24 protein-coding genes are annotated in these 21,066 nt (G+C 61.9%); 12 read left to right on the top strand and 12 right to left on the bottom strand.

Annotated features, from left to right (window positions below):
* Positions 1–148: 148 nt before the first annotated feature.
* Together J2Y48_RS19550 and J2Y48_RS19545 are read left to right on the top strand one after the other, a co-directional pair.
* Entirely contained in the window at positions 149–1,318 is a 1,170-nt protein-coding gene (locus J2Y48_RS19550; RefSeq protein WP_310421326.1) for a zinc-dependent alcohol dehydrogenase, read from the top strand.
* Between the two features lie 12 nt (positions 1,319–1,330).
* Positions 1,331–2,131, top strand: a complete 801-nt coding sequence (locus tag J2Y48_RS19545) for an SDR family NAD(P)-dependent oxidoreductase (RefSeq protein ID WP_310421324.1) — start codon at positions 1,331–1,333, stop codon at positions 2,129–2,131.
* Between the two features lie 81 nt (positions 2,132–2,212).
* On the opposite strand, the gene J2Y48_RS19540 is transcribed toward J2Y48_RS19545, so the two are convergent.
* Positions 2,213–2,404: a hypothetical protein gene (locus J2Y48_RS19540; RefSeq protein ID WP_310421322.1), complete on the bottom strand. Its 192-nt coding sequence runs from the start codon at positions 2,402–2,404 to the stop codon at positions 2,213–2,215.
* 279 nt (positions 2,405–2,683) lie between these two features.
* Between J2Y48_RS19540 and J2Y48_RS19535 the strand changes: the two genes are divergently transcribed.
* On the top strand, positions 2,684–3,190 hold the full coding sequence (locus J2Y48_RS19535; protein WP_310421320.1) for a sigma-70 family RNA polymerase sigma factor: 507 nt from the start codon (positions 2,684–2,686) through the stop codon (positions 3,188–3,190).
* 270 nt (positions 3,191–3,460) lie between these two features.
* Here J2Y48_RS19535 and J2Y48_RS19530 read toward each other — a convergent pair whose 3' ends face one another.
* A complete protein-coding gene (locus tag J2Y48_RS19530) occupies positions 3,461–4,033 on the bottom strand; it encodes a hypothetical protein (protein WP_310421318.1) in 573 nt (190 codons plus the stop codon).
* Positions 4,030–4,329 carry a hypothetical protein gene (locus tag J2Y48_RS19525; protein WP_310421316.1) on the bottom strand — a complete coding sequence of 100 codons (300 nt, stop codon included), beginning with the start codon at positions 4,327–4,329 and terminating at the stop codon, positions 4,030–4,032. The genes J2Y48_RS19530 and J2Y48_RS19525 overlap by 4 nt, the downstream gene beginning before the upstream one ends.
* Before the next feature lie 58 nt (positions 4,330–4,387).
* Between J2Y48_RS19525 and J2Y48_RS19520 the strand changes: the two genes are divergently transcribed.
* Positions 4,388–5,293, top strand: a complete 906-nt coding sequence (locus tag J2Y48_RS19520) for a cytochrome c (RefSeq protein ID WP_310421565.1) — start codon at positions 4,388–4,390, stop codon at positions 5,291–5,293.
* On the opposite strand, the gene J2Y48_RS19515 is transcribed toward J2Y48_RS19520, so the two are convergent.
* The 8 genes from J2Y48_RS19515 to J2Y48_RS19480 are packed head-to-tail and all read right to left on the bottom strand — an operon-like array spanning position 5,294 to position 13,376.
* Positions 5,294–5,695, bottom strand: a complete 402-nt coding sequence (locus J2Y48_RS19515; protein WP_405030262.1) for a c-type cytochrome — start codon at positions 5,693–5,695, stop codon at positions 5,294–5,296. It abuts the gene before it with no gap.
* Positions 5,679–6,572, bottom strand: a complete 894-nt coding sequence (locus J2Y48_RS19510) for a cytochrome c oxidase assembly protein (RefSeq protein ID WP_310421314.1) — start codon at positions 6,570–6,572, stop codon at positions 5,679–5,681. The genes J2Y48_RS19515 and J2Y48_RS19510 overlap by 17 nt, the downstream gene beginning before the upstream one ends.
* Positions 6,560–6,871 carry a hypothetical protein gene (locus J2Y48_RS19505; protein ID WP_310421313.1) on the bottom strand — a complete coding sequence of 104 codons (312 nt, stop codon included), beginning with the start codon at positions 6,869–6,871 and terminating at the stop codon, positions 6,560–6,562. Before J2Y48_RS19505 ends, J2Y48_RS19510 begins: the two co-directional genes overlap by 13 nt.
* Positions 6,868–7,470, bottom strand: coding sequence for a cytochrome c oxidase subunit 3 (locus tag J2Y48_RS19500; protein WP_310421311.1), 603 nt, complete (start codon positions 7,468–7,470; stop codon positions 6,868–6,870). The genes J2Y48_RS19505 and J2Y48_RS19500 overlap by 4 nt, the downstream gene beginning before the upstream one ends.
* Positions 7,467–9,377, bottom strand: a complete 1,911-nt coding sequence (ctaD, locus tag J2Y48_RS19495) for a cytochrome c oxidase subunit I (RefSeq protein WP_310421309.1) — start codon at positions 9,375–9,377, stop codon at positions 7,467–7,469. The genes J2Y48_RS19500 and ctaD overlap by 4 nt, the downstream gene beginning before the upstream one ends.
* Positions 9,374–10,360, bottom strand: a complete 987-nt coding sequence (gene coxB / locus J2Y48_RS19490) for a cytochrome c oxidase subunit II (RefSeq protein ID WP_310421307.1) — start codon at positions 10,358–10,360, stop codon at positions 9,374–9,376. Before coxB ends, ctaD begins: the two co-directional genes overlap by 4 nt.
* Positions 10,357–10,950, bottom strand: coding sequence for a cytochrome c (locus J2Y48_RS19485; protein ID WP_310421305.1), 594 nt, complete (start codon positions 10,948–10,950; stop codon positions 10,357–10,359). The genes coxB and J2Y48_RS19485 overlap by 4 nt, the downstream gene beginning before the upstream one ends.
* A 26-nt stretch (positions 10,951–10,976) precedes the next feature.
* A complete protein-coding gene (locus J2Y48_RS19480; protein WP_310421303.1) occupies positions 10,977–13,376 on the bottom strand; it encodes an FdhF/YdeP family oxidoreductase in 2,400 nt (799 codons plus the stop codon).
* A gap of 343 nt (positions 13,377–13,719) precedes the next feature.
* On the opposite strand from J2Y48_RS19480, the gene J2Y48_RS19475 reads away from it, so the two are divergent.
* The 6 genes from J2Y48_RS19475 to J2Y48_RS19450 all read left to right on the top strand — a co-directional run bounded on the left by J2Y48_RS19475 (position 13,720) and on the right by J2Y48_RS19450 (position 17,049).
* A complete protein-coding gene (locus J2Y48_RS19475) occupies positions 13,720–14,316 on the top strand; it encodes a TetR family transcriptional regulator (protein ID WP_310421301.1) in 597 nt (198 codons plus the stop codon).
* 3 nt (positions 14,317–14,319) lie between these two features.
* Positions 14,320–14,544 carry a hypothetical protein gene (locus J2Y48_RS19470; RefSeq protein ID WP_310421300.1) on the top strand — a complete coding sequence of 75 codons (225 nt, stop codon included), beginning with the start codon at positions 14,320–14,322 and terminating at the stop codon, positions 14,542–14,544.
* A 247-nt stretch (positions 14,545–14,791) separates the two neighbouring features.
* Positions 14,792–15,292, top strand: a complete 501-nt coding sequence (locus J2Y48_RS19465) for an ABC transporter permease (RefSeq protein ID WP_310421298.1) — start codon at positions 14,792–14,794, stop codon at positions 15,290–15,292.
* A gap of 252 nt (positions 15,293–15,544) precedes the next feature.
* Positions 15,545–15,925, top strand: coding sequence for an FtsX-like permease family protein (locus J2Y48_RS19460; RefSeq protein ID WP_310421296.1), 381 nt, complete (start codon positions 15,545–15,547; stop codon positions 15,923–15,925).
* Between the two features lies 1 nt (position 15,926).
* A complete protein-coding gene (locus tag J2Y48_RS19455; protein ID WP_310421294.1) occupies positions 15,927–16,619 on the top strand; it encodes an ABC transporter ATP-binding protein in 693 nt (230 codons plus the stop codon).
* A 13-nt stretch (positions 16,620–16,632) separates the two neighbouring features.
* The gene (locus J2Y48_RS19450) at positions 16,633–17,049 is read left to right on the top strand and encodes a hypothetical protein (protein ID WP_310421292.1); all 417 of its coding nucleotides are present in this window, start codon (positions 16,633–16,635) and stop codon (positions 17,047–17,049) included.
* 113 nt (positions 17,050–17,162) lie between these two features.
* On the opposite strand, the gene J2Y48_RS19445 is transcribed toward J2Y48_RS19450, so the two are convergent.
* Positions 17,163–18,416, bottom strand: coding sequence for an MFS transporter (locus J2Y48_RS19445; RefSeq protein ID WP_310421290.1), 1,254 nt, complete (start codon positions 18,414–18,416; stop codon positions 17,163–17,165).
* Between the two features lie 199 nt (positions 18,417–18,615).
* Between J2Y48_RS19445 and J2Y48_RS19440 the strand changes: the two genes are divergently transcribed.
* Together J2Y48_RS19440 and hutC are read left to right on the top strand one after the other, a co-directional pair.
* The gene (locus tag J2Y48_RS19440) at positions 18,616–19,548 is read left to right on the top strand and encodes a DUF6282 family protein (RefSeq protein ID WP_310421288.1); all 933 of its coding nucleotides are present in this window, start codon (positions 18,616–18,618) and stop codon (positions 19,546–19,548) included.
* A gap of 103 nt (positions 19,549–19,651) precedes the next feature.
* Positions 19,652–20,407, top strand: coding sequence for a histidine utilization repressor (gene hutC, locus J2Y48_RS19435; protein ID WP_310421286.1), 756 nt, complete (start codon positions 19,652–19,654; stop codon positions 20,405–20,407).
* The last annotated feature ends 659 nt before the right edge of the window (positions 20,408–21,066 follow it).

The following is a 21,066-nucleotide window of genomic DNA, read 5'->3' as shown; positions in this document are numbered from 1 at the left end:
CTCGGTCGAGGATGCACTGTCGCTCCTGTAGGGAGCCCTCGGCGCTGCCGAAAAACCCTTCTGACGCGCGCGCCGTCCTGGCACCCATTCTGGGGGAACCGATTGCCGGTCGGCGTGTTGGAGTAGCCAAACATCGAAGGAGGCGACCATGAAAGCGCTGACCTGGCACGGCAAGCATGACATTCGTTGCGAAAGCGTTCCCGACCCGACCATCGAGGACGGGCGCGACGCCATCATCAAGGTGACGGCCTGCGCGATCTGCGGATCGGATCTGCACCTCTACAACGGCATCATCCCGTCTATGCACAGCGGGGACATCATGGGCCACGAGACGATGGGCGAGGTCGTCGAGGTCGGCAAGGACAACAGGAAGCTCAAGGTCGGCGACCGCGTCGTCGTGCCGTTCACGATCGCCTGCGGCGAGTGCTTCTTTTGCCGGCGCGGCTATTTTTCCGGCTGTGAGCGCAGCAATCCCGATCGCGAGAAAGTCACCGAGATGTGGGGCAACTCGCCAGCTGGCCTGTTCGGCTACTCGCATCTGCTCGGCGGCTACAGCGGCGGCCAGGCCGAATACCTGCGGGTGCCCTATGCCGACGTCGGGCCGGCCAAGGTGCCGGAGGGACTGACCGACGAGCAGGTGCTGTTTTTGTCCGACATCTTCCCCACCGGCTACATGGCCGCGGACTTCTGCAACATCCAGGAGGGCGACACGATCGCAATTTGGGGCTGCGGTCCGGTCGGCCAGATGGCGATACGCTCGGCCTTCCTGCTCGGCGCCGAGCGCGTAATTGCAATCGATAGCGTCCCCGAACGGCTGACGCTGGCGACCTCCGCCGGGGCGGTAACGCTCGATTATCTCGACGAGGATGTCTACGATCGCATCATGGAGCTGACCGGGGGGCGAGGGGCGGATGCCTGCATTGATGCCGTCGGGACTGAGTCGGATCCGTCGGCGAGCTGGGATGCGCGCTGGGACCGCATCAAGGTCGCGACCTTCATGGGTACGGACCGCCCGCACGTGCTGCGCCAGGCGATTCATTGCTGCCGCAACTTCGGCACCGTCTCGATCGTCGGCGTTTACGGCGGCTTTCTGGACAAGATTCCATTCGGTTCCGCGATCAACCGCGGACTGACCTTCCGCATGGCCCAGACGCCGGTTCAGCACTACTTGCCGATGCTGTTGGAGCGCATCGAGAGAGGCGAGATCGATCCTTCCTTCGTGATCACACATCGCGGCAGCCTGGAAGACGGGCCCGATCTCTACAAGACATTCCTGGAAAAGAAGGACGGCTGCGTCAAGGTCGTTCTCAAGCCCTGAAGGAGCACTGCCATGAACACGAACCGGACCGAGAAAGGTCTTGCCATCGTCACCGGTGCCTCGAGCGGCATCGGCTGCGAACTCGCCAAGTGCGCGGCCTCGGAGGGCTATGACCTCGTCATTGCCGCGGACGAGCCGGAAATTCACCAGGCGGCGGCGATGCTTCGCGACATTGGCGTGTCGGTCGAGGCCGTCGAGGCCGACCTGGCGACGGTGGAGGGCGTCGAGCGGCTGGTCGATCGTGTGCAGGCGGCGAACCGGCCGATCGACCTCCTGATGGCGAATGCCGGCCGCGGGCTCGGCGAGGGTTTTCTCGACCAGGACTTTGCCGAAGCGCGGCGGGTGGTGGATACCAACATCACCGGCACGATCTACCTGGCCCAGCGTATCGGCAATCTCATGCGCAGCCAGGGATACGGGCGGATCCTGTTCACCGGCTCGATTGCCGGCTTCATGCCAGGCACCTATCAGGCCGTCTACAACGCTACGAAGGCGTTCATCAACAGCTTCTCCTTCGCGCTGCGCGAGGAACTCCAGGGCTCGGGCGTCAGCGTCAGTTGCCTGATGCCCGGGGCGACGGAGACCCGCTTCTTCGAACGCGCCCGACTGATGGACACCGCGATCGGCCAGGCGAAGAAAGACGATGCGGCCGACGTCGCGAAAATCGGCTACGATGCGATGATGGACGGTGAGGGCGACGTCGTCAGTGGCTGGAAGAACAAGCTGCAGGCGGCGGTGGCCAACATTACACCCGCGAGCATTCTCGCCGAGAAGCATCGCAAGATGGCCGAACCGGGTTCGGCCGCTGACTGATCCGGCCGAACGAGAGCGGGAGCCCGGAAGCGGCGCTAGGGGCAAGGGCGCCATGCCCGTGTGCTCTGCGCCGCCCCTACACTACCCGTATTCCCGCAATATGCTGGCATGGCGTTCAAGGATGCTGGCGACTTCCTTCATGGGCATATGAGTGACGCAGAGGTGAATGGCGCATTCAAGGAATGTCATCGACGTGCGGCGCAAGTAGTCCGCCTCTTCCTGTTGCGCGATCGCGTCAAGACTGCTCGTTTGCTTTTTCGCCGAACGGGGCATTTCCGCGTTTCCGTCGTTTGATCGATAGATAACGGTGCCGGGCTCGATTTGTTCGACCGGAGAAGGATCATTGTCCTTAGATGCGAGGCGCGCCCGGCGCCCGCAAAGGACAAATGCCCGCTCACCGAAGTCATCGTCGGTCCACAGTTCTCCAGCTGCCTTCTAGTCCACGGTTAGTCCCTTTTTTCCATCAAATTAATCTCCCTTTGACCTTGGAAGTTAAGGAACGTTCCGGCGCGGGGCGCATTTTTCCGGACGTAGTTCCGGAGGGAAACCGTCATGTCGTCCATGCCAAATGAGCGGATCCGCGCCGAGATCGTCGACTATATGCCGGCGCTTCGCGCCTTTGCGCGTACCTTCCACATCAGCGCCTCCGATGCGGACGACCTTGTTCAGGAAACGCTGCTGAAGACGCTCGCGAATTTGGACAAGTTCCAGGAGGGAACGAACCTGAAATCCTGGATGTTCACCATCATGCGCAACACCTTCTGCACGCGCGCGAAATTGGCCAAGCGCGAAGCGCCCGGCCGCGACGAGGATTGTGGCGCGCTTGCCGGATCAACGCCGGCGAAGCAGGAATGGCATCTGCGCGGCCTCGAACTGGAGCAAGCCCTTGCCAGGCTTTCGCCCGCGAGCCGGACTATCATCGAAGTTGTGGCGATCGAGGGGGCGACATATGAGGCGGCAGCCGCACGGTTGAGATGCGCGGTCGGCACCGTCAAAAGCCGCCTCAACAGGGCGCGGATGCGCCTAGCCGCCGAAGTCGACAACCCCCGGTCGGGATGACGCTGCGGAAAGCCGCGATCAGCCCTTTGGGCCGCATTCCCCAATGGTTTGCCCCTCGCCATCAATGAGGCGCCTTCCGGCGCGGCCGGTGCGATCGCCTGCCCTGAACAGCAATACGCCGGAAATGCCCTGGCCGGTTCCTGTCCGCACCCGAGTGGCGTCGAGCGCTCGTTCTCGAGCGTTTACGACACGGTCGGACCGCTACTATCCCTACCTGAGCGGTCCGATCTTGGGGGCACAAGGAGAAGTCTCACCTTTTTTGGCTCGAACTTACATGCCGTTGACGACGCCGCAGACCTGCCGCATCGACGCACCCGTCAGACTACCCGTGGCGCCGTTCGTCGTGCTTGCCGTGCTCTCGTTGCTGACGCCTCCGGCGCTGGTATCGGCGCCAGTCGTGGTGCTCGTGCCCGCCGAAGCAACTCTCTTGCAGTCGGACCTGACCCGGGCCTGCTCCTGTCGGCTCAGCGAGTTCCAATTCGTCCGGATATCACGTGCCGAACGAGCGGTGGTGCCGTTCGAATTGCTGAAGAAGGCTCTTCCGATATTGCCGGACCAGCCATTCGACATCTGCATGGTCGTGCCCGCCCCGCTACCGGACAGGCCGGCTGTACCGCTGCCGGCTCCCGCGGCGCCCAATCCGCTGCCGGCTCCCGCGGCGCCCAATCCGCTGGCGGCGCCGCGGCTCATTCCCGAAGCGCCCGTTCCCCCGGTGGCTACACCACCGCCGGTTCCTGAGCCGCCTGCACCGCCGGCGCCGCCTCCGCCCCCGCCGCCGCTCTGGGCAAATGCCGCCGTGCCGAGACAGACCGCAAGCGCAGCAATCGCAATGAACTTTGTCATAGCTGTTCTCCTTCGGGATAATGCCGCTTTTTGCGGCAAGCCCCAAACCCGCCTTGGCAGGACTGGTTCCACGGGAAGACTGACGAATTCGGCGGCGATGGATAGCGGCGGGACGCGAGCACGCGCTTTTCGAAGTTATCAGCAAATGGGACGTGCACCAGCACGCGCCGATCCATTACGTCGTGTGAGGAGGTCTCGCCGACACGATCGAATGCCCTATCTACCGCATACAGGGCGGCATTAGAGCCTGTTCTGAAACGACCACCGAGCGGCAACGAGAGATGCAGGTCGGACATGTCCCCTACCATTACGAGTGTCAATCGCACCGACCGTCCCGATCGCCTCCGTTCGAGCATGGCACGATGGCTATTGGGTGGAATCCTTGCGATCGTGCTTGCGGTCCTGTTCTTGTGGAAGGTCACGGAGGCCGTGCCGCGCTTTCCGACAGATGACCCGCGGCTGGGAGGCGGCGACGCCGCGCGAGGCGCACTGGTTTTTGCAGTCGGCGATTGCGCATCTTGTCATGCAACTCCGGGTGAGTCTGATCGCCTGAAGCTCGGCGGGGGGCAGGCGTTGGCTTCACCATTCGGCACGTTCAGGGTGCCGAATATTTCGCCCGATCCCGTCGACGGCATCGGATTGTGGTCGGCATCCGATCTGGCCAATGCCCTGATCGCCGGCGTCTCCCCCGATCGGCAGCATTATTATCCGGTCTTTCCTTATCCCAGCTATACCGGCATGACGCTCGCCGACGTGCGCGATGTCTACGCCTATCTGCGGACCTTGCAGCCCGTGTCGGGGCGCCCGCCGCCGCACGACCTGCCGCTCCTGTTTCGCGTCCGGCGCGGGCTGGCATTCTGGAAGCTGCTGTTCTTTACGGAGGGGAAGTCGGAAGCGGTCTTCAATGGCGATCCGGTTCGTGACCGCGGCGGCTATCTCGTGGAAACGCTCGGACACTGTGCTGAATGTCATTCAACGCGCAACGTGCTTGGCGCGATCAAGCCCTCCACCCGTTTTGCCGGTGGCCCCGATCCGGAGGGCACCGGCTTTATTCCCAACATCACGCCGAGCCGGATCGGCGACTGGTCGGAGGCCGACATCGTCAGGCTGCTCGAGACCGGACAGACCCCGAACCATGGGCGGGTCGGTTCGTCAATGGCGGATGTGGTGACGAACACGGCGCAGTTGCCGCGCAGCGACCGGGAGGCAATCGCCCGGTACATCAAGTCGCTGCCACCGCGGCCGACGCCGCACCCCTGATCAATGGGCGTAAAGATAGGCGGCCAGATGCCGCGCCTCGGCTGCGCTCACGCCAGTCGCCGGCATCGCAGAGTTTGGGGAGAACCTTTGCGGTGAAACGATCCAGGCGACGAGATTGTCGGCCGAGTTGTTGGCAACGCCGCCGATATAGACCCGCTGCGAAAGCCCCTGCAGGGGGCCTCCGACCTTGCCGTCCGCCTCCGGTATGCCCGGTATGGTGTGGCAGCCGCTGCAGCCATACTGGCGGAAGATGGGTGGTGCCAGGGCGGGATCGCCGCCCGTCATTGCCATCGCCATCGCGTGGCGCTTCGAGCGCTCCTTGGCTGAATAGACGGAGGCGGCGACAAGCAGTGGCGCCACCCCGATCAGCATCACGCCTGCCAGCCTATACCAGGCGGACATGCTGGGCATTTCCCCCTCCCGTGCTTGCGCCTTGGATCCATGTGGCGAGGAACCACAGCGTCGCGCCCGCATAGACGATCCCGCCCGGGACCCACATGATGATCCCGGCAAGCTGCTGGTCCTCCAGGGGCGCCAGGCCCCATTCGCCGGCGTATTGGGTCTGGGCGAGGTAGAGCACGCGGGGCGCCAGCGCGATCAGGGCGCCAAGGATGCTCGTATGCAGCATCGTTACGAACAGGAGCCAGGCGGAGGCGCCTCGGCTGCAGCCCCAGATCACCGCCCACCAGAACACAATTCCGGTCAGGAAAAAACTCAGGTGCTGCAGCCGATGCAGCAGGACATCGCTCACCGTCGCATCGAACAATGGCGGCGCGTGCCAGCTCCAAATCGCCAGGCCATGCAGAACCGCCGCGACGGCAGGGATGATCAAGGTCTGCCATGCCACCCGGACGCCGCGGCTGGCCAGTCCGCTTCCGACGCGCCGGCGCATCCCACCGGGCAGGCCCCACAGCAGAAGGGCGACCGGCCTTGCCAGCACCAGAAGCGGCGCTGCTACCGCCATGATCAGCTCGTGTTCGACCATGTGGACGCTGAACAGGTGCTCGCCCAGATCATGCAGGGGCGAGACGAGCGCGACCGCAAGCGTGGCGAGGCCGGTCCAGAAGAGGATGGCCGGTCGCCTCATCCAGTGCGGGAAACCATGACGCCGGCGCGATAGCCGGATTGCGCCCAGCGCGTAAAGCACGGCGATCGTGACAAGCGGTGCAAGGATCCAGGGATCAAATGTCCACGATAGGCTGTCGTGGCTCTCGTTGCCGTGGGCGGCTGCAGCGGTCGCCTGACAGATCAGGAGGCAGATGGCGATCAATGGAGGCATGGATTGACCAGCACGGTGGCTGCTCCCTGCAAGACTAGCGCGAATGCGAAGGACAGGCCGAGCAGGAACGCGATCCTACCCAAAAACAGCACCGTGCGCGACACCGTCGCCGCCGTCGCCCGCTGCGAAACGATTACGCCAGAGACTGCGACTATAGCCGCGATGAAAGCCGCAAAGGCGGTCCATCGCGCTCCCGCGCTGCAATCACCATACGGCAGGATCTGGCCAAGCTGGGTGTTGACCGCCCAGGCCGCCGGGGGCAGATACAGCCCTGCATATCTTGTCAGCACGAAGGTCATAGGCGCGGCACCCAATAGATGCAGGCATAGATCGGCAGCCAGGTAATGACGACAAAATTCCAATACAGCACATTGTCCTGAACATCGCCGTAGCGGCGGGTATTGTCCGCATGGCGCGAGAACATCAGGGCCATCAGGACGATCGTATCGACGACGTCGGTCAGGATGTGGGTCGTATGCAGACCGAGCATTGTCCAAACGATCGACCCGTATGCATTGTCGTCCCAGTTGATGTGAAGGGCCGGGAACTCGAAGACGCGGAAGCCGAGCGGCGCGATGCCGAAGAGCGTCATCACGACGAGGCCGATCTGCACACGGCGCAACTGCCTCCGCTCGGCCCAGCGAGAGACAAGGATGTTGGGAACGACGCTGGCAAGAAGGATGCCTGTCAGCCATGTTCCCGCCCAGAGATCGGGCGGAGGCGCATCGATCGGCCAATGTGGCGCCAGACCCATCAGGTAGAAGTACACAGCAATGACCAGCGCGAAGCCAGTACCCTCGATCAGCATGAACGCGCATGTCCCCCACCATGTGGGGCTCACCATGCCCATGCCGTGGAGCGGCAGCTTGGAAACGTCCAGTACAATGCGGTCCTTCACGATTCGTCCTCCGGTGTTCCCTTCGGCCAGAACCAGCCGATCAGGGCTACGGCGATCGGGATGGAACCCCATACCACCGCCCACGGCGAGAAGATCGACCAGATCAGCATGATCGCGGTGGCGATCGCTGTCCAGAACGGCCAGACGGAATCGCTGGGTGACGACTCTCTCGCCTGGGGCAAGGCTTCAACGATGCTGGTCACTAGAAGTTCGCGGCGATCGGTTCTCATGCCGGCCGCGACCGGTAGGTCGGCGTCCGACCAAAGAGGATCGCGGCTGCCGACAACAGGAATGCGGCGGAAGTTGTAGGCAGGCGGCGGCGACGATGTCGCCCATTCGAGCGTCGACGCCTTCCAGGGATTAGGGCCGGCCGGCAGCCCGTTTTTCCAACTGCGCAGCACGTCGATGAAAAACACCAGAAACCCTGCGGCCAGGACCACCGAGCTCAGGCTGACGAAGAGGTTGAGGCCGGCCCAGGGCAGCTCCGGCTGGTAGGTGTAGACGCGCCGCGGCATGCCCCAGAGCCCGAGGATGTGCATTGGAAAGAAAGTGAGGTGAAAGCCTGCGAAGATGAGCCCGAAGGCCCACCGTCCAAGCCGTTCGCTCATCAGCCGCCCGGTCATCTTGGGGAACCAGTAGTACACCGCCCCGATCAGCGGGAACACGGCGCCGCCAACCAGGACATAGTGGAAATGGGCGACCACGAAATAGGTGTCATGAACCTGGCTGTCGAGGGGGACCGAGGCCACCATGACGCCGGTCAGGCCGCCCATGACGAAGGTCACGATAAAACCGAGCACGAACAGCAGTGGCGTGCGGAAGACCGGCCGTCCGGCCCACAGGGTTGCCAGCCAGCAGAAGATCTGCACGCCTGCCGGCACTGCGATGGCCATGCTCGACGCTGTGAAGAAGCTTTCGCCGACGCGCGGAAGCCCGACCACGAACATGTGGTGGACCCACAGCCCGAAGGAGAGCACGCCTGTAGCGATCAACGCCATCACCAGGAGCAGATAGCCAAACAGCGGCCGTCCGACGAAGGTCGGCAGGATGGACGAGACCAATCCGACTGCAGGAAGGAAGATGATGTAGACCTCCGGGTGCCCGAAGAACCAGAACAGATGCTGCCAGAGAAGCGCATCCCCGCCAAGCGCCGGGTTGTAGAACTGGGTTCCGACCAGCCGGTCGAGGATGAGCGTCGAACTCGCGACCATGATTGCCGGCATTGCCACGATGACGAGGAAGGACATCACCAGCATCGCCCAGACCAGCACCGGAATGCGATCGAGCGACATACCTGGAGCCCTCTGCTTGAACACCGTGACGACGATTTCCACCGCCACGGCGAGCGCCGCGAGTTCGGTGAAAGTGATCATCTGTGCCCAAAGGTCGGCGCGCTTACCGGGACCGTACTCAGGGCCGGACAGCGGAACGTATGCGAACCAGCCGACATCCGGTGCCGTGTCGAGTGCAAAGGACAGCCAGAGCAGGAGGCCTCCGAACAGAAACGTCCAGTAGGAGAAGGCGTTGAGACGCGGGAAGGCGATGTTGCGGGTGCCGACCATCAGCGGAACGAGATAGACCGCCATGGCCTCCATGACCGGCACCGCGAACAGGAACATCATGTTCGAGCCGTGCATGGTGAAGATCTGGTTGTAGCGGTCAGGGCCGATGAATCGCGCCTCGGGCTGAGAGAGCTGCAGGCGCATCGCCATTGCCAGCAAGCCTCCAAGGATCAGGAAGACAAAGGCAGTAACAATGTAGCGGCGGGCGATGACCTTGTGGTCGACGGTGGCGATTGCTCGCCAGAAGCCGGGGCGGGAACCCCATGTCTTGTCGAGTTTCGCCTCCAGTTCGACATCATGGAGGTCCACGTCCAGTGCCGCGTATGTTTCCTGCTCCCCCATCATCGCAAGCCTTCCATGTAAGCGGAAAGCTGCCGCAACTCCTCACTTGTCAGTGGCACGAGTGGCATGTTGTTGCCCGGCTTCAGCGTCTGGGGGTCGGCGATCCAGGCGGCAAGCGAGCCGCGCGTCGTTTCCAGCAGTCCGGCGCCGATGGTCTGCCGACCGCCGACATGCGTGAGGTCCGGGCCTGACGAGCCGATGGCCGGCGTGCCCCGGATAGTGTGGCAGGCCGCACAAGGCTTGCTCATGAACACCACCTTGCCGGCGGCGGCTTCGGCGTCGGACGGCTCTGTGGCCGGCGCGGCCTGCGCCGCCGCCCATTGCCGGTAATCGCCTTCATCCTGCGCAATCACGAGGAATGCCATGTGTCCGTGCTGCAAACCGCAAAACTCGGCGCACTGGCCGCGATAGGTCCCCGGCCGGTCGGCCCGCAGCGTCAGGTCGTTCTTGCGACCCGGGATCAGGTCCAGCTTGCCCGCAAGGCTGGGGATCCACAGCGAATGGATGACGTCGATCGATTCCAGTTCCAGGCGGACGTCCTTGCCGACCGGAATGTGAAGTTCGTTGGCAGCCTGGAAGATCGACGCTTGAGTTGCGTCCTTGTAGGTGAACTGCCACCACCATTGCTGTCCCTTGACGCTGACGAGCACGGCGTCATCCGCGCCGCTGTTCAGGCTCCGAGTGGCATGGAAGCTTGCCACCGTCAGGCCGGCGACAACGAGCACGGTGGCGGCCACCGATGCCCTGACCGCCACCGTCATTCTTTGCTCCGCCGCCTGATCCTGGCGAGGCTCCGCCCTGCGGCGTGCCAGCACCCAGAGGAGAAAGCCGGTGACGAGAAGCCAGATGGCGAAACAGAGCAGGGTGAAAAGAACGATCAAGTCCTTCAGCGCCACCGCCGAGGGGCCGTGCGCCTCGAGCGCGGACTGGTTGCCGCCGCATCCGGCGAGCAAGACGATGAAAATGATGACGAGCGCGGCCTTCAAGGTGACGGCCCCTGGTCTGGATGGAGCGGAGCCGGCCCTTCGTCGAAGAGGATGGCGGCCGGCGCGCGATTTTCCGCCGGCCGGTTCGTCTTGTCGTCGTTGCGGCTCGGCGCCACCACGCTGGCGGAATAGGCGCCGATCGACTTGACGTATCCGGCGAGCTGCCAGATCTGGTCACTCGTCATCTTGTCCTTGAAGGCGGGCATTCCGTGGGGCCGGCCGTTTCGGATCGAGGCTGCTATCGACACTAAAGAAGGACCATAGAGCCACCACCCGTCGATAAAGGAAGGACCTTTGCCGCCGCGGCCGTCCCCATGACATTGCGAACAGCCGAACCAGGAATATAGCCGCTTGCCCTGGCTGAGATCGAACCCGGTACTCTCGTAGGGCTTTCCCATCGCGAAATAGACTTCCGGCGGCGTGCCGCTGATGCCGTCGGGCATCAGCCGCAACTGGTCGAACGCGGCCGCGGCGGGGGGATCGGTGCGATATTGCCGGGGCTCTCTCGCCCAGCCGATCGCAGCGGCTATGGCGATGAGGGAGATCGCACCAATCACCGTCAAGGTCTTCACCGGCGCAATGCTGTCCATGGCCAACCGCCGTTCTAACGCGATGCCTATTGGATCGGTGCAGTATGCGAGCGACTGAAGCGGATAGGCAAGAGCTTGTATGACGGCGTCTTCGCCTTAGGGTCGTGATGAGAGAGCGGAAACAGCGGGTTTGTCTCGGGATAGTAGGCTGCACAACAGCCTTCGGGAATGTCGTAACCGACGAGGCGGAAGCCGCGCACCGTGCGCTCCGTCTGCGGATCGATTGCCGTTGTCAGGTCAACCAGATCGCCCGGAGCAAAACCGAGCCGCGTGATGTCGTTCTCATTGACGAAGACGACCTGCCGGGTTCCGTCGACGCCACGGTAGCGGTCGTTGTAGCCATAGATCGTCGTGTTGAACTGGTCGTTCGACCGCAGCGTCGCGAGGTTGATCACGTCGTCCGCGAGTACTCCTTCGCCGAAGTCCGGAAACAGCCGTGGCGGCGTGATGAAGTTGGCCTTCTTGTTGGACGTGACCCACTTCCGCTCGCGGGCCGGCACCGGCCGCGGAATGCCGCCCGGCTGGAACAGCCGCTCGTTCAAATCCTTGAAGGTTTCCGGGTAGGTCCGCTCGATGGCCTCACGGATCCTCGAGTAGTCGGCCACCCAATGATCCCACGGCACGGTACCACGGGTGAGGGTGGCCCTCGCGAGTCCGGCGATGATCGCCGGTTCGGAGAGAAGATGAGGGCTGGCGGGAGTTGCCCGGCCACGCGACCCGTGGAAATGCGCCACCGAGCTTTCTATGGAGACCGCTTGCGGCCCGGACGCCTGCTGGTCGATCTCCAGCCGGCCGAGACACGGGAGCAGGTAGGCCACCGCGCCATGAATCAGGTGGCTCCGATTGAGCTTTGTCGCGATCTGCACGGTCAGGCGAAGCTTTCGCCAGGCAGCCTCCATTGCCGTCGTATCCGGTATCGCCCGCAGGAAATTACCGCCGAGGCTGACAAAGCCGCGTGTTTCGCCCTTCAGGATCGCCTCACACGCATCGACCGTCGAATGCCCGTCCCAGCGGGGCGGTTCGAATCGGTATAGCTCGGCCAACTTGTCGAGCGGCACGAGGGCCGCCTTCTCGGTGATGCCGACCGTTCGCTGGCCCTGCACGTTCGAGTGGCCCCGGACGGCGCAGATATTGGCGCCTGGCTTGCCGATGTTGCCGCGCAGCAAGGCCAAGTTGGCCACCATCTGGACGTTCTGGACGCCCATGACGTGCTGGGTGAGACCCATGCCGTAGATCAGCAGGACCGCATCGGATGCCGCATAGGTGTGGGCCGCCTGCATCATCTGGTCGCGCGTCAGACCCGAAATCCGCTCCAGCTCGTCCCAGGAATGGGCGCGGGCGGCAGCGGCGAATTCTTCGAAGCCGGCGGTGTGCTCGGCAATGAAATCATGGTCGAGAACGTGCTTCTTGTCGGCCGCGGCGATGGAGGCGGCGAAAGCGACGGCCGCGGCACTTTCGTCCTTCGGCTTTGCGTCGGAACCAGAAACCTCGCTTGAGTGCCCTGCATTCTTCGCGTCGTCCGCCTCGATCAAGGCCTTGCAGACGCCGAACAGCGCGGCGACGTCTCCGCCATTTCTCACCTGGTAGTACGCGCTCGAGATCGGCGTCTCCTTGCCTGTCAGCATCTGGCTTGGCGCCTGCGGGTTTACAAACCGCTCGAGCCCGGGCTCCCGCAGCAGATTGAAGGAAATGATCTTCACGCCCCGATCGACTGCATCCTGCAGATCGTGAAGCATCCTCGGCGACGACGTCGCGACATTCTGGGCCATGTAGAAGATGCAGTCGCAATTTTCGAAATCAGATAGGATTGCAGTGCCGACCGTCGCACCAATGCTCTCCGGCAAGCCGACGGACGAGCTTTCGTGGCACATGTTGGAGGAATCGGGCAGGTTGTTGCTGCCGTAAATGCGCGCGAAGAGCTGATACATGTAGGAGGCTTCGAGCGAGGCACGGCCGGACGTGTAGAATTCGACGGCCGCCGGATCCAGCTGCCGCAGTTCCCGACCGATCTCCTCGAAGGCTGCCTCCCAGGTGACAGGCACGTACTTGTCCGAAGCGGGGTGCCAGCGCAGTGGCCGAGTCAGGCGACCCTGCTCCTCCAGGCGGTGATCCAGCCAGCCTTCCAGTTCGCGCAGCGTGTGCGCGGCAAAGAAGGCCTCATCCGTGCGATGGTTCGTGATCTCCCAGGCCGTCGCCTTAGCACCGCTTTCGCAGAACTCCAGGGCATGGGTCTTGGCGGGCTTCGCCCAGGCGCAGCTTACGCACATATAGCCGTCGGGTCTGTTCTGGTGGAGCAGCAGTGAGGGACCGGAAAGCGGGATGTGCTCGCGGAGCACGATCGCGCTGACTGATTTTGCCGACCCCCACCCGCCGGCGGGACCACTATCGAAGCCGATCCTTGGTTCAGGCCGGGGCCTTTCCGTCATAGCTCCTCCTGTCGCCGCCGACGCGGACACGGAAATTTTGCAGGACGGGACTTAACGAAGGCAGGGGGACTATGTTCCCAGCGGTCTTTAGGCACGGATCGCGAAGTTTCTGGTCGGATCACTCCTTCCGCTTCCAGCCCGGCCATGAACCTCGGCGGTGGACCGAGGATGCCCCAGGCAAAGTTTGGCGGCGCCGGGCGAACGCCTGCCCAAGCTAAACCGGCGGTCCGAACGACGGAAGCGGTCACGGAACGAGAAGCGGCCGAAAGCCACGGCCGCTTCTCTTGACCGCAATTCCTCCTACCAATTATAGATAGTGACTACTCACTCACTTAGGTTACTCATGCGAAAATCGGCAGAATTGCGCAAGGCAGAAATCGTCACCACCGTTCTGGCTCTGGCCGATCGGATTGGGCCGGACCGGGTCACAACCGGCGCGGCGGCATCGGCGGTGGGCGTGAGCCAGGCTGCTTTGTTTCGGCATTTCCCAACCAAGGCCGCGATGTGGCGCGCCGTGGCGGACCATGTGACCGAGGAACTGACGACTGCCTGGGAACGAGCTCTGGCCCACACCGATGACCCCGTTGGGAGACTTAGGGCGCTGGTAGGTGCACAATTGGGGCAGATAGCGGCCACACCGGCGCTGCCCATGCTTCTATTTTCACGCGAACTGAATGTCGAAAATAGGGATCTCCGCGCAGCCTTCCACGGCCTACTCATGAGGTTTCACGCGCTGATCGTGACCGAGCTTGCGCATGGGCAGGAGGTCGGGTCCCTGCGTCATGATCTGGTTCCGGGTGATGCCGCGGTGCTGCTGACGTCACTGGTACAGGGGATGGCGATCCGCTGGTCGCTTGGCGCGCGCGACTTTCCGCTGATTGAGGAAGGGATGCGGCTCTTTGAAGTGCAACTGCGGCTTCTGGCCGTGAAGGGAGATTAGGCCATGCGGCGTCTGTGGCTTTACGGTGTGGTGGCGGTTCTGGCACTCGGGGCAGTGGCGCTGTTTCTGACGGAACGACCGCTTCCAGTAAGCGTGGTGCAGTCCGAACACGAGGTGGCGCTGCGCATCTATGGTCTTGGTTCGGTCGAGGCGCGGATCCTCAGCCGGGTTGGATTCGAGGTTGGGGCCGCCCTGACCGTGCTGGCCGCCGATGCGGGGATAGCGTGATCCGGGGGCAGGAATTGGCGGTCCTGAATCCGGCCGAGCAGGAAGCGCGTGTCGCTCGCGCCCGAGCCGCGAATGGCGGTGGTCCGCGCTCAGGGCGTCGATGCGGCCGCCGCTTTGCAACAGGAGGAGGTGCTTCTGGCCCATCACCGGTCGAGGTCACGGGCGGCCTGCCGGAGGGTGCGGCCATCGTCGCCCAACCGCCACAGGGCGTATCCGAGGGACGGCGGGCGCGAGTCAGGAACACGCCATGAACCTTGCGCTCAAAGATATCCACCACGGATTGTGCCGTTTTGTCCTCACCTGTTTTGGGTTGGGGCTGCTTATGACGGTCGTCCTGTCGATGATCGGCATCTACAATGGCCTTGTCGCCGATGCACTTGCCGTGGTGAGGGCCCCGGCGGTGGATGTATGGGTGGTTGAGAGCGACACCAGGGGGCCTTTCGCCGAAGCGTCGAACATCCCGCTTACGATCCGTGATGCGGTGGCGCGGATGCCCGGCGTAGCCGAGACCGGGGCGATCAATTTCCAGAATGTCGAGGCCGCGCATGCCGGCGCCTCCCTGCGGCTTTACGTCATCGGGTATGAGCCGCGCCATCCCGGCGGCCCGCAGCGCATCGCCGAGGGGCGGGCCATCGGCACCAGCCACTTCGAACTGGTGGCCGACAGAAGGACCGGCCTTCTGCCCGGTGACACGATCCGTCTGGGGCGCAACCACTTCACTGTGGCGGGCTGGTCGAAGGGGCGATGAATTCGGGTGGCGATCCGGCGGTCTAATCACGCTGGCCGATGCGATGGCGCTTCAGACCGAGCTTAATCGCGCAGCGCAGCGCGTTCAGGCGGCGCGGGGCACGGTTTCTGTCCAAGTCCGCTTCGGTCGCGGCGGTGATCGCGCGGATGGAACAGGGGGCGGATGTCGAATTGCTAACCGCGACCGTGCGGCAATTGGAAACATCTGGCGGCACTGACCCAAGCAGAACAGGAGGAAATCCTTCTCGCCTCGGTGGTAGATCTGGCGCGACGGCAGATCGGCCTGTTCCTCGGCATCCTGCTCAGCGTCTCGGCAGTGGTCATCGCCTTGATCATCTACACGATGACGATGGAGAAGCTGAAGCAGATTGCGACGCTGAAGTTGATCGGTGCGCCCGACCGTACGATCATCGGACTCATCGTGCAGCAAGCGCTGATCCTTGGCGCTACGGGTTGGGGAATCGGGCTGACACTCGTCTTAGTAGTGAAGGACTACTTCCCCCGCCGGGTGGTGCTCGAGCCGTTCAACGTCATGGTGCTGGCCGGGATCATCTTCGCCGTCTGCATCGTCGCCTCTGGTCTTGGTGTTCGTGCCGCGATGAAGGTGGATCCGCCCACCGCGCTGGGAGGTTGACATGGCGCCCAACGAAATCCTGATCGACGTGCATGGCGTAGCCAAGCATTTCGGCAAAGGCGAGACCCGTGTCGATGCGCTGCGCGACGTGGGCCTTCAGGTGCGGGCCGGCGAAGTGATCGCGCTTCTCGGCCCATCGGGTTCGGGCAAGACGACGCTGCTTAACGTCATCGGCTGCATCCTTGCGGCATCGGCTGGCCGGGTGGCTCTGGACGGCGAGACAGTATTTGATGGCGAATGGCTGCGGCACGACTTGCGGCGGCTCAGGCTCGACAAGATCGGCTTCATCTTCCAGACTCATAACCTGCTGCCTTTCCTCACGGCAGAGGAGAACGTCGCGGTGGTTCTCGATCTTGCCAGCTGGTCGACGGAAAAGGCGCGGGCGCGGGCGCGCGATCTGCTTGACTATCTCGAAGTCGACCGCCGCGCTGCGGCCAAACCCGCGCTTTTGTCCGGCGGCGAGGCGCAGCGAGTGGCCATCGCGCGGGCGCTAGCCAATCGCCCCCGCATCATCCTCGCTGACGAACCCACCGCCGCGCTCGACAGCAAACGGGCCGGGCTGGTGATGGATCTGTTGCGCAAGCTTGCCGCCGAGCAGGAGGCCTGCATCGTAACCGTCACCCATGACGAGAAGATCTTCGATCGTTTTGACCGCCTGATCCATCTGCGCGACGGCCGGTTGGCCGACGCCTGACCCGGAGGACACCATGACCACAAGGCCGCTTTCTCATTCCATCTCCGCCGGTGTGGCGGTGATATTTGGTTTGGTGACCGTACTCTCGGGTGGTCGCGCGCTTTTTGGTGACGCCAACATGGGCGCGGTGGTTCCTTTCGTCCTATGGTTCAACTGCGTGGCCGGGTTCGTCTATGTGCTGACCGGGTTTGCACTTTGGCGAGGTGCGGGATGGGCGTTCGCCCTGTCCATCGGTGTTGCGGTCGCAACGGCGTTAGCCTTCGCTGCCTTTCTCTGGCATGTCTGGCGCGGCGGGCCATACGAGCTCCGTACCGCCGTCGCTATGGTCCTGCGATTTGCCGTCTGGTCAGCCATTGTGACGGTCGCCGCCGGAAACAGACGAGTCCGAAGGGATTGCGCTGTTCCTCACCACGAAAATTCCCGACATTGAACGAAACACCGATCATGGCATGGGTGCACGTTTGCTCGATTGCTCAGCAGGAGAAGCTGGCCGTCTCAAACGACCAGCCTTTTGGAAGCTTTTGTTTGGCCTCGCGTCGCAAGTCAGACTAACGCCTGGCCCTTGCGTTCCTTGATCAAGAAAGCGGTCGCGATGATGTCGACGGACCAGACGACGACGAGAAGCGACAAAGCCGCCTGAAGGGAGTATTGGGCGGCGAGCCACCCGATAACCAAAGGCCCAAAGCCGCCAATGCCTCGGCCCACATTGAACAGCACATTTTGCGCTGTCGCTCGCGCCTGCGTCGGATAGCTTTCCGAAATCAATGCGCCATAGCCGCCTATCATGCCACTCAAGAAGATGCCGGTCACCGCGCCCGCAAAGAGCAGGAGGGCAGGATCCGTGATCTGCGGATAGATGAACGCCATCACCAACGCCCCGATCTGATAGGCTATAAACAATGGCTTGCGACCAATGCGATCTGCCAGTTGTCCGAACAACCACATTCCCACAGCACCGCCCAGCACCGTGGCAGACGTCCAGAGCGCCGATTTGGTCAGTGAGAAGCCAAGCTGCGTTGACAAATAGGACGGCAGCCAGATCATCATGCCGTAATAGCCGAAATTCTGCGCGGACGTCATGATGCCAATGCCGATTGTCGAGGTGATCGCGCCTCGATCCGCGACAAGGTATTTATACGGGTTCATCTGCTCACCGCGCGTCTTTTTCGAGGCGGCCACGAAGATTTCTGGTTCGTGAAGAACGCTGCGCAAACCGAAGGCGAGAACCGCCGGCAGCAACCCGACAAGAAACATCCCACGCCAACCTATGATTGGCAATAATAGCGGCGTCAGGAGAGCTGCGGAGAGAACACCCGCCTGCCAGCCAAGTGCGACATAAGATGATGCGCGAGCGCGTTTATGCGCGGGCCACGCTTCGGCGACCAGCGCCATACCGATGCCGAACTCACCGCCCAGGCCGACACCTGCGACCACCCGGTAAAGTAAAAGGTCCCAGTAACCCTGGGCGAGAGCGCATAGACCGGTGAACCCGGCAAAAAGCATGATTGTCCATGACAGAACGCGAATTCGACCGAATCGGTCACTGAGCACGCCAGCGATGAGACCGCCGAGAACTGCGCCAATCAGCGTCCATGTAACGAGAGAGCCTGCCTCCGAGCTGGTGAGATTGAGGCCTACAACCACTGCGGGCATCATGAAGCTCAGGATCATCAGATCGAAGCCGTCCATCGCATAGCCTAGGTTCGACGCAACCAGAGCCTTCCTTGCGTATCCATCGACCTCCCCCGCCTCCACCGACCGTCCAGCGGTCCGGCTAGCCACATGTAAATCAGTCATATCCCTCTCCCATTTTTAGCATTTACAAATTGCACATTCATGCGCGCAATTTGTCGATTGCGTCGGCATGGCTTGATTCTTTTACGCAATGAAAGCAGCAGTCTAGGCTTCATTCGCGTGATTATTTAGCAGTTCCTGCTTGTCGCCGCAATCCATTTGTATATATAAATGATTTGCGCAGTACCAAAGGAGAAGACATATGAATGCGTTACCCCACGTCGGCGACAAGCGGGTCATCGATATGCATGTCCACATCGGTCCTGAATTCCTCCGCCGCAAATACAACGCCGAAACGCTGGCCGCAGAGGCGCGCCGCGAAGGTTTTGGCGTCGTAATGAAAAACCACTTCCAGCCAACGACCGGACAAGTCAGTCAGGTTCGTCGACCCGACGACAAAGTTGCACTCGTTGGGTCGGTAGCGCTGAATTTCGGCTCTGGAGGCGTTGACGATCACGGCGTGCGCGCTGCCATTTCCGGATGGAAGAGTGACGTGACCGCAGCCAATCCGGATTCAGATCGTTTCGTTGTCTGGATGCCTACGCTGTGTTGCGAAGCGCACCTGCGCTGCTACAACCGTCACGACGTTTCGGAAAAATGGGGTATCGAACGCAAGCATACTAGATTTTATGCCGAGGGCACCGGCTACACCGTTGATACCGACAACGCCGACAAGACGGCGGCGCTGCAGCGCGCTCTGCAAACTATCGCTGACAATGACCTCATTCTTGCAACCGGCCATCTCGATCGCGATGAAACGCTAACCGTTGTCAAGATGGCGCGGGAGTCCGGCGTCAAGCGGATCATCCTTACACATCCCCTGTTCCAATCTACCAAGCTTGATCCCGAAACGATGTCGCGACTGTGGCAGGAGTACGGAGCATATAGCGAACTGGCATTCGTCAATCTCGCTATGGATCACCTGACATATGAACAATACATCGAGGTAATCGAAGCTGTCGGACCCCAGGGCGTCATCCTGTCTTCCGATGTAGGTCAGACTTTTTCCCCCAACGTCGGTGACGCTTTGCGCGAGTTTTTCGGTGAGTTTCAAAAGCGCGGCGTCGCAGAAGACGACATCGTCCAGATGTCAGTCTTGAACACCAACAGGCTCCTGTTCGAAGACATAGCGTAGCCGCGGCACTTCGCGATCAGCCGTCGTTGGCATTTGTCGGCCAGCTGCAATATGGATGCAGTTGGATTCGGGGTGAGAATGCCCGACGGACGGTTGGACAGGTATGACGCTGGCGACTTCGAAGATGATGAGAGGCAGCGGCCCCTTGTACAAAAGGGTCAAGGCTTTCGTGTTGCAACAGATTCTGGAAGGACAGTGGTCTATTGGAGACCGCATACCCTCGGAACAGGAGTTGGTGGAAATCCTTGGGGTGTCCCGGTTGACGATCCACCGGGCGCTCCGCGAGTTACAAGCTGAGCAAGTCCTTATCCGTACGCCGCGCACCGGCACCTTCGTGGCTGATCCCAAACCGCAAGCGGCATTGCTCGCCATTCGCAACATCTCCCAGGAAATTTCTGAGCAGGGCCACCGGCACTCCAGCAGGGTAATCACCCTTGAAGCACTTGCAGCCGGCAAGGAACTTGTCCGAGAGCTTGGCGTAAAATTGGGTGCGGAAGTATACCACTCCGTGGTCATCCACTTCAGCGAAGACGTGGCCGTCCAGTGTGAAGAGCGATTTATTCGACCCAGCATCGCGCCGGAATTTCTGCAGCAGGATTTCGAGAGGACGACGACCTACGAGTACCTCAATGCCCGGAGCCCAATGACCGAAGCCGAGCAAATTCTAGATGCCATTCTGCCCGACATCAGGATCCAGACGCTGATGCAGATCGATGCGATGTCTCCATGCTTGCGCCTAAAGCGCCGCACGTGGAACGGAGCGACTGTGACCAGTTTCAGCCTCTTTATCTATCCATCGTCGAGATACCGGTTGGGTGGTCGCTATAAATTGAAAGCCGATGGCTCGATGATCGAATGAAAGCCTTATTTGGAGGCCAACAAGCCCGAAAAGTACCGCGCCAATGCGAAGCAGGACGATCGATAAATAGTGCCCATGTTTTTCGAAGTATCTGCTTGAATCATCGGCTAGGTTATGGAACTTATGAATTTGCTGGCCAGTCATCCAGCGACGCAGGGGAGTGGTGCGTGACCTGGCACTCCTGCCACATCGTTCGACATGTCGATTAGAATGTGGGCGCCGGTCTTAGGCCAAGCTCCGAGGGGGCAACGGCAGTGAGGTCCGTAAAGGCACTGCCGCCGGCGATCCTCATGTAGACCGCGTCTAATCGGGTTAACATTAGAAGTGGTTGAGCGTCACTCGACTTTATATATACGACGGAACTTCGCGTAGATAGGAGATCTTACCGGGCACTGCGGCGACGGATATGGGGCGGATGGCCGACCGTCCGCTGCTAGGACACCCAACACGGAAAGCGGACATGAGATTTTTTGCCCTCAAGGTCTGGGATTGGCCCAAAGCGGACGATGTGTGACGTCTGCTAGTGGCCCAAAGCATGCGTAATCGGGCGGTCCCACAAGGGGCAAGCTCCCAGTACAGTCCCGGTGCAACCGAGATTAAGGGAGATGACGATGTTCTATGCTGCGTTGGACGTGTCACTGCGCTCAGTGGCGATCTGC

The sequence above is a fragment of the Mycoplana sp. BE70 genome, assembly GCF_031455855.1.
Classification (GTDB): domain Bacteria; phylum Pseudomonadota; class Alphaproteobacteria; order Rhizobiales; family Rhizobiaceae; genus Mycoplana.
The sequence above is the reverse complement of the archived record's forward strand: the minus strand, read 5'-3'. Positions and strand labels throughout refer to the sequence as shown.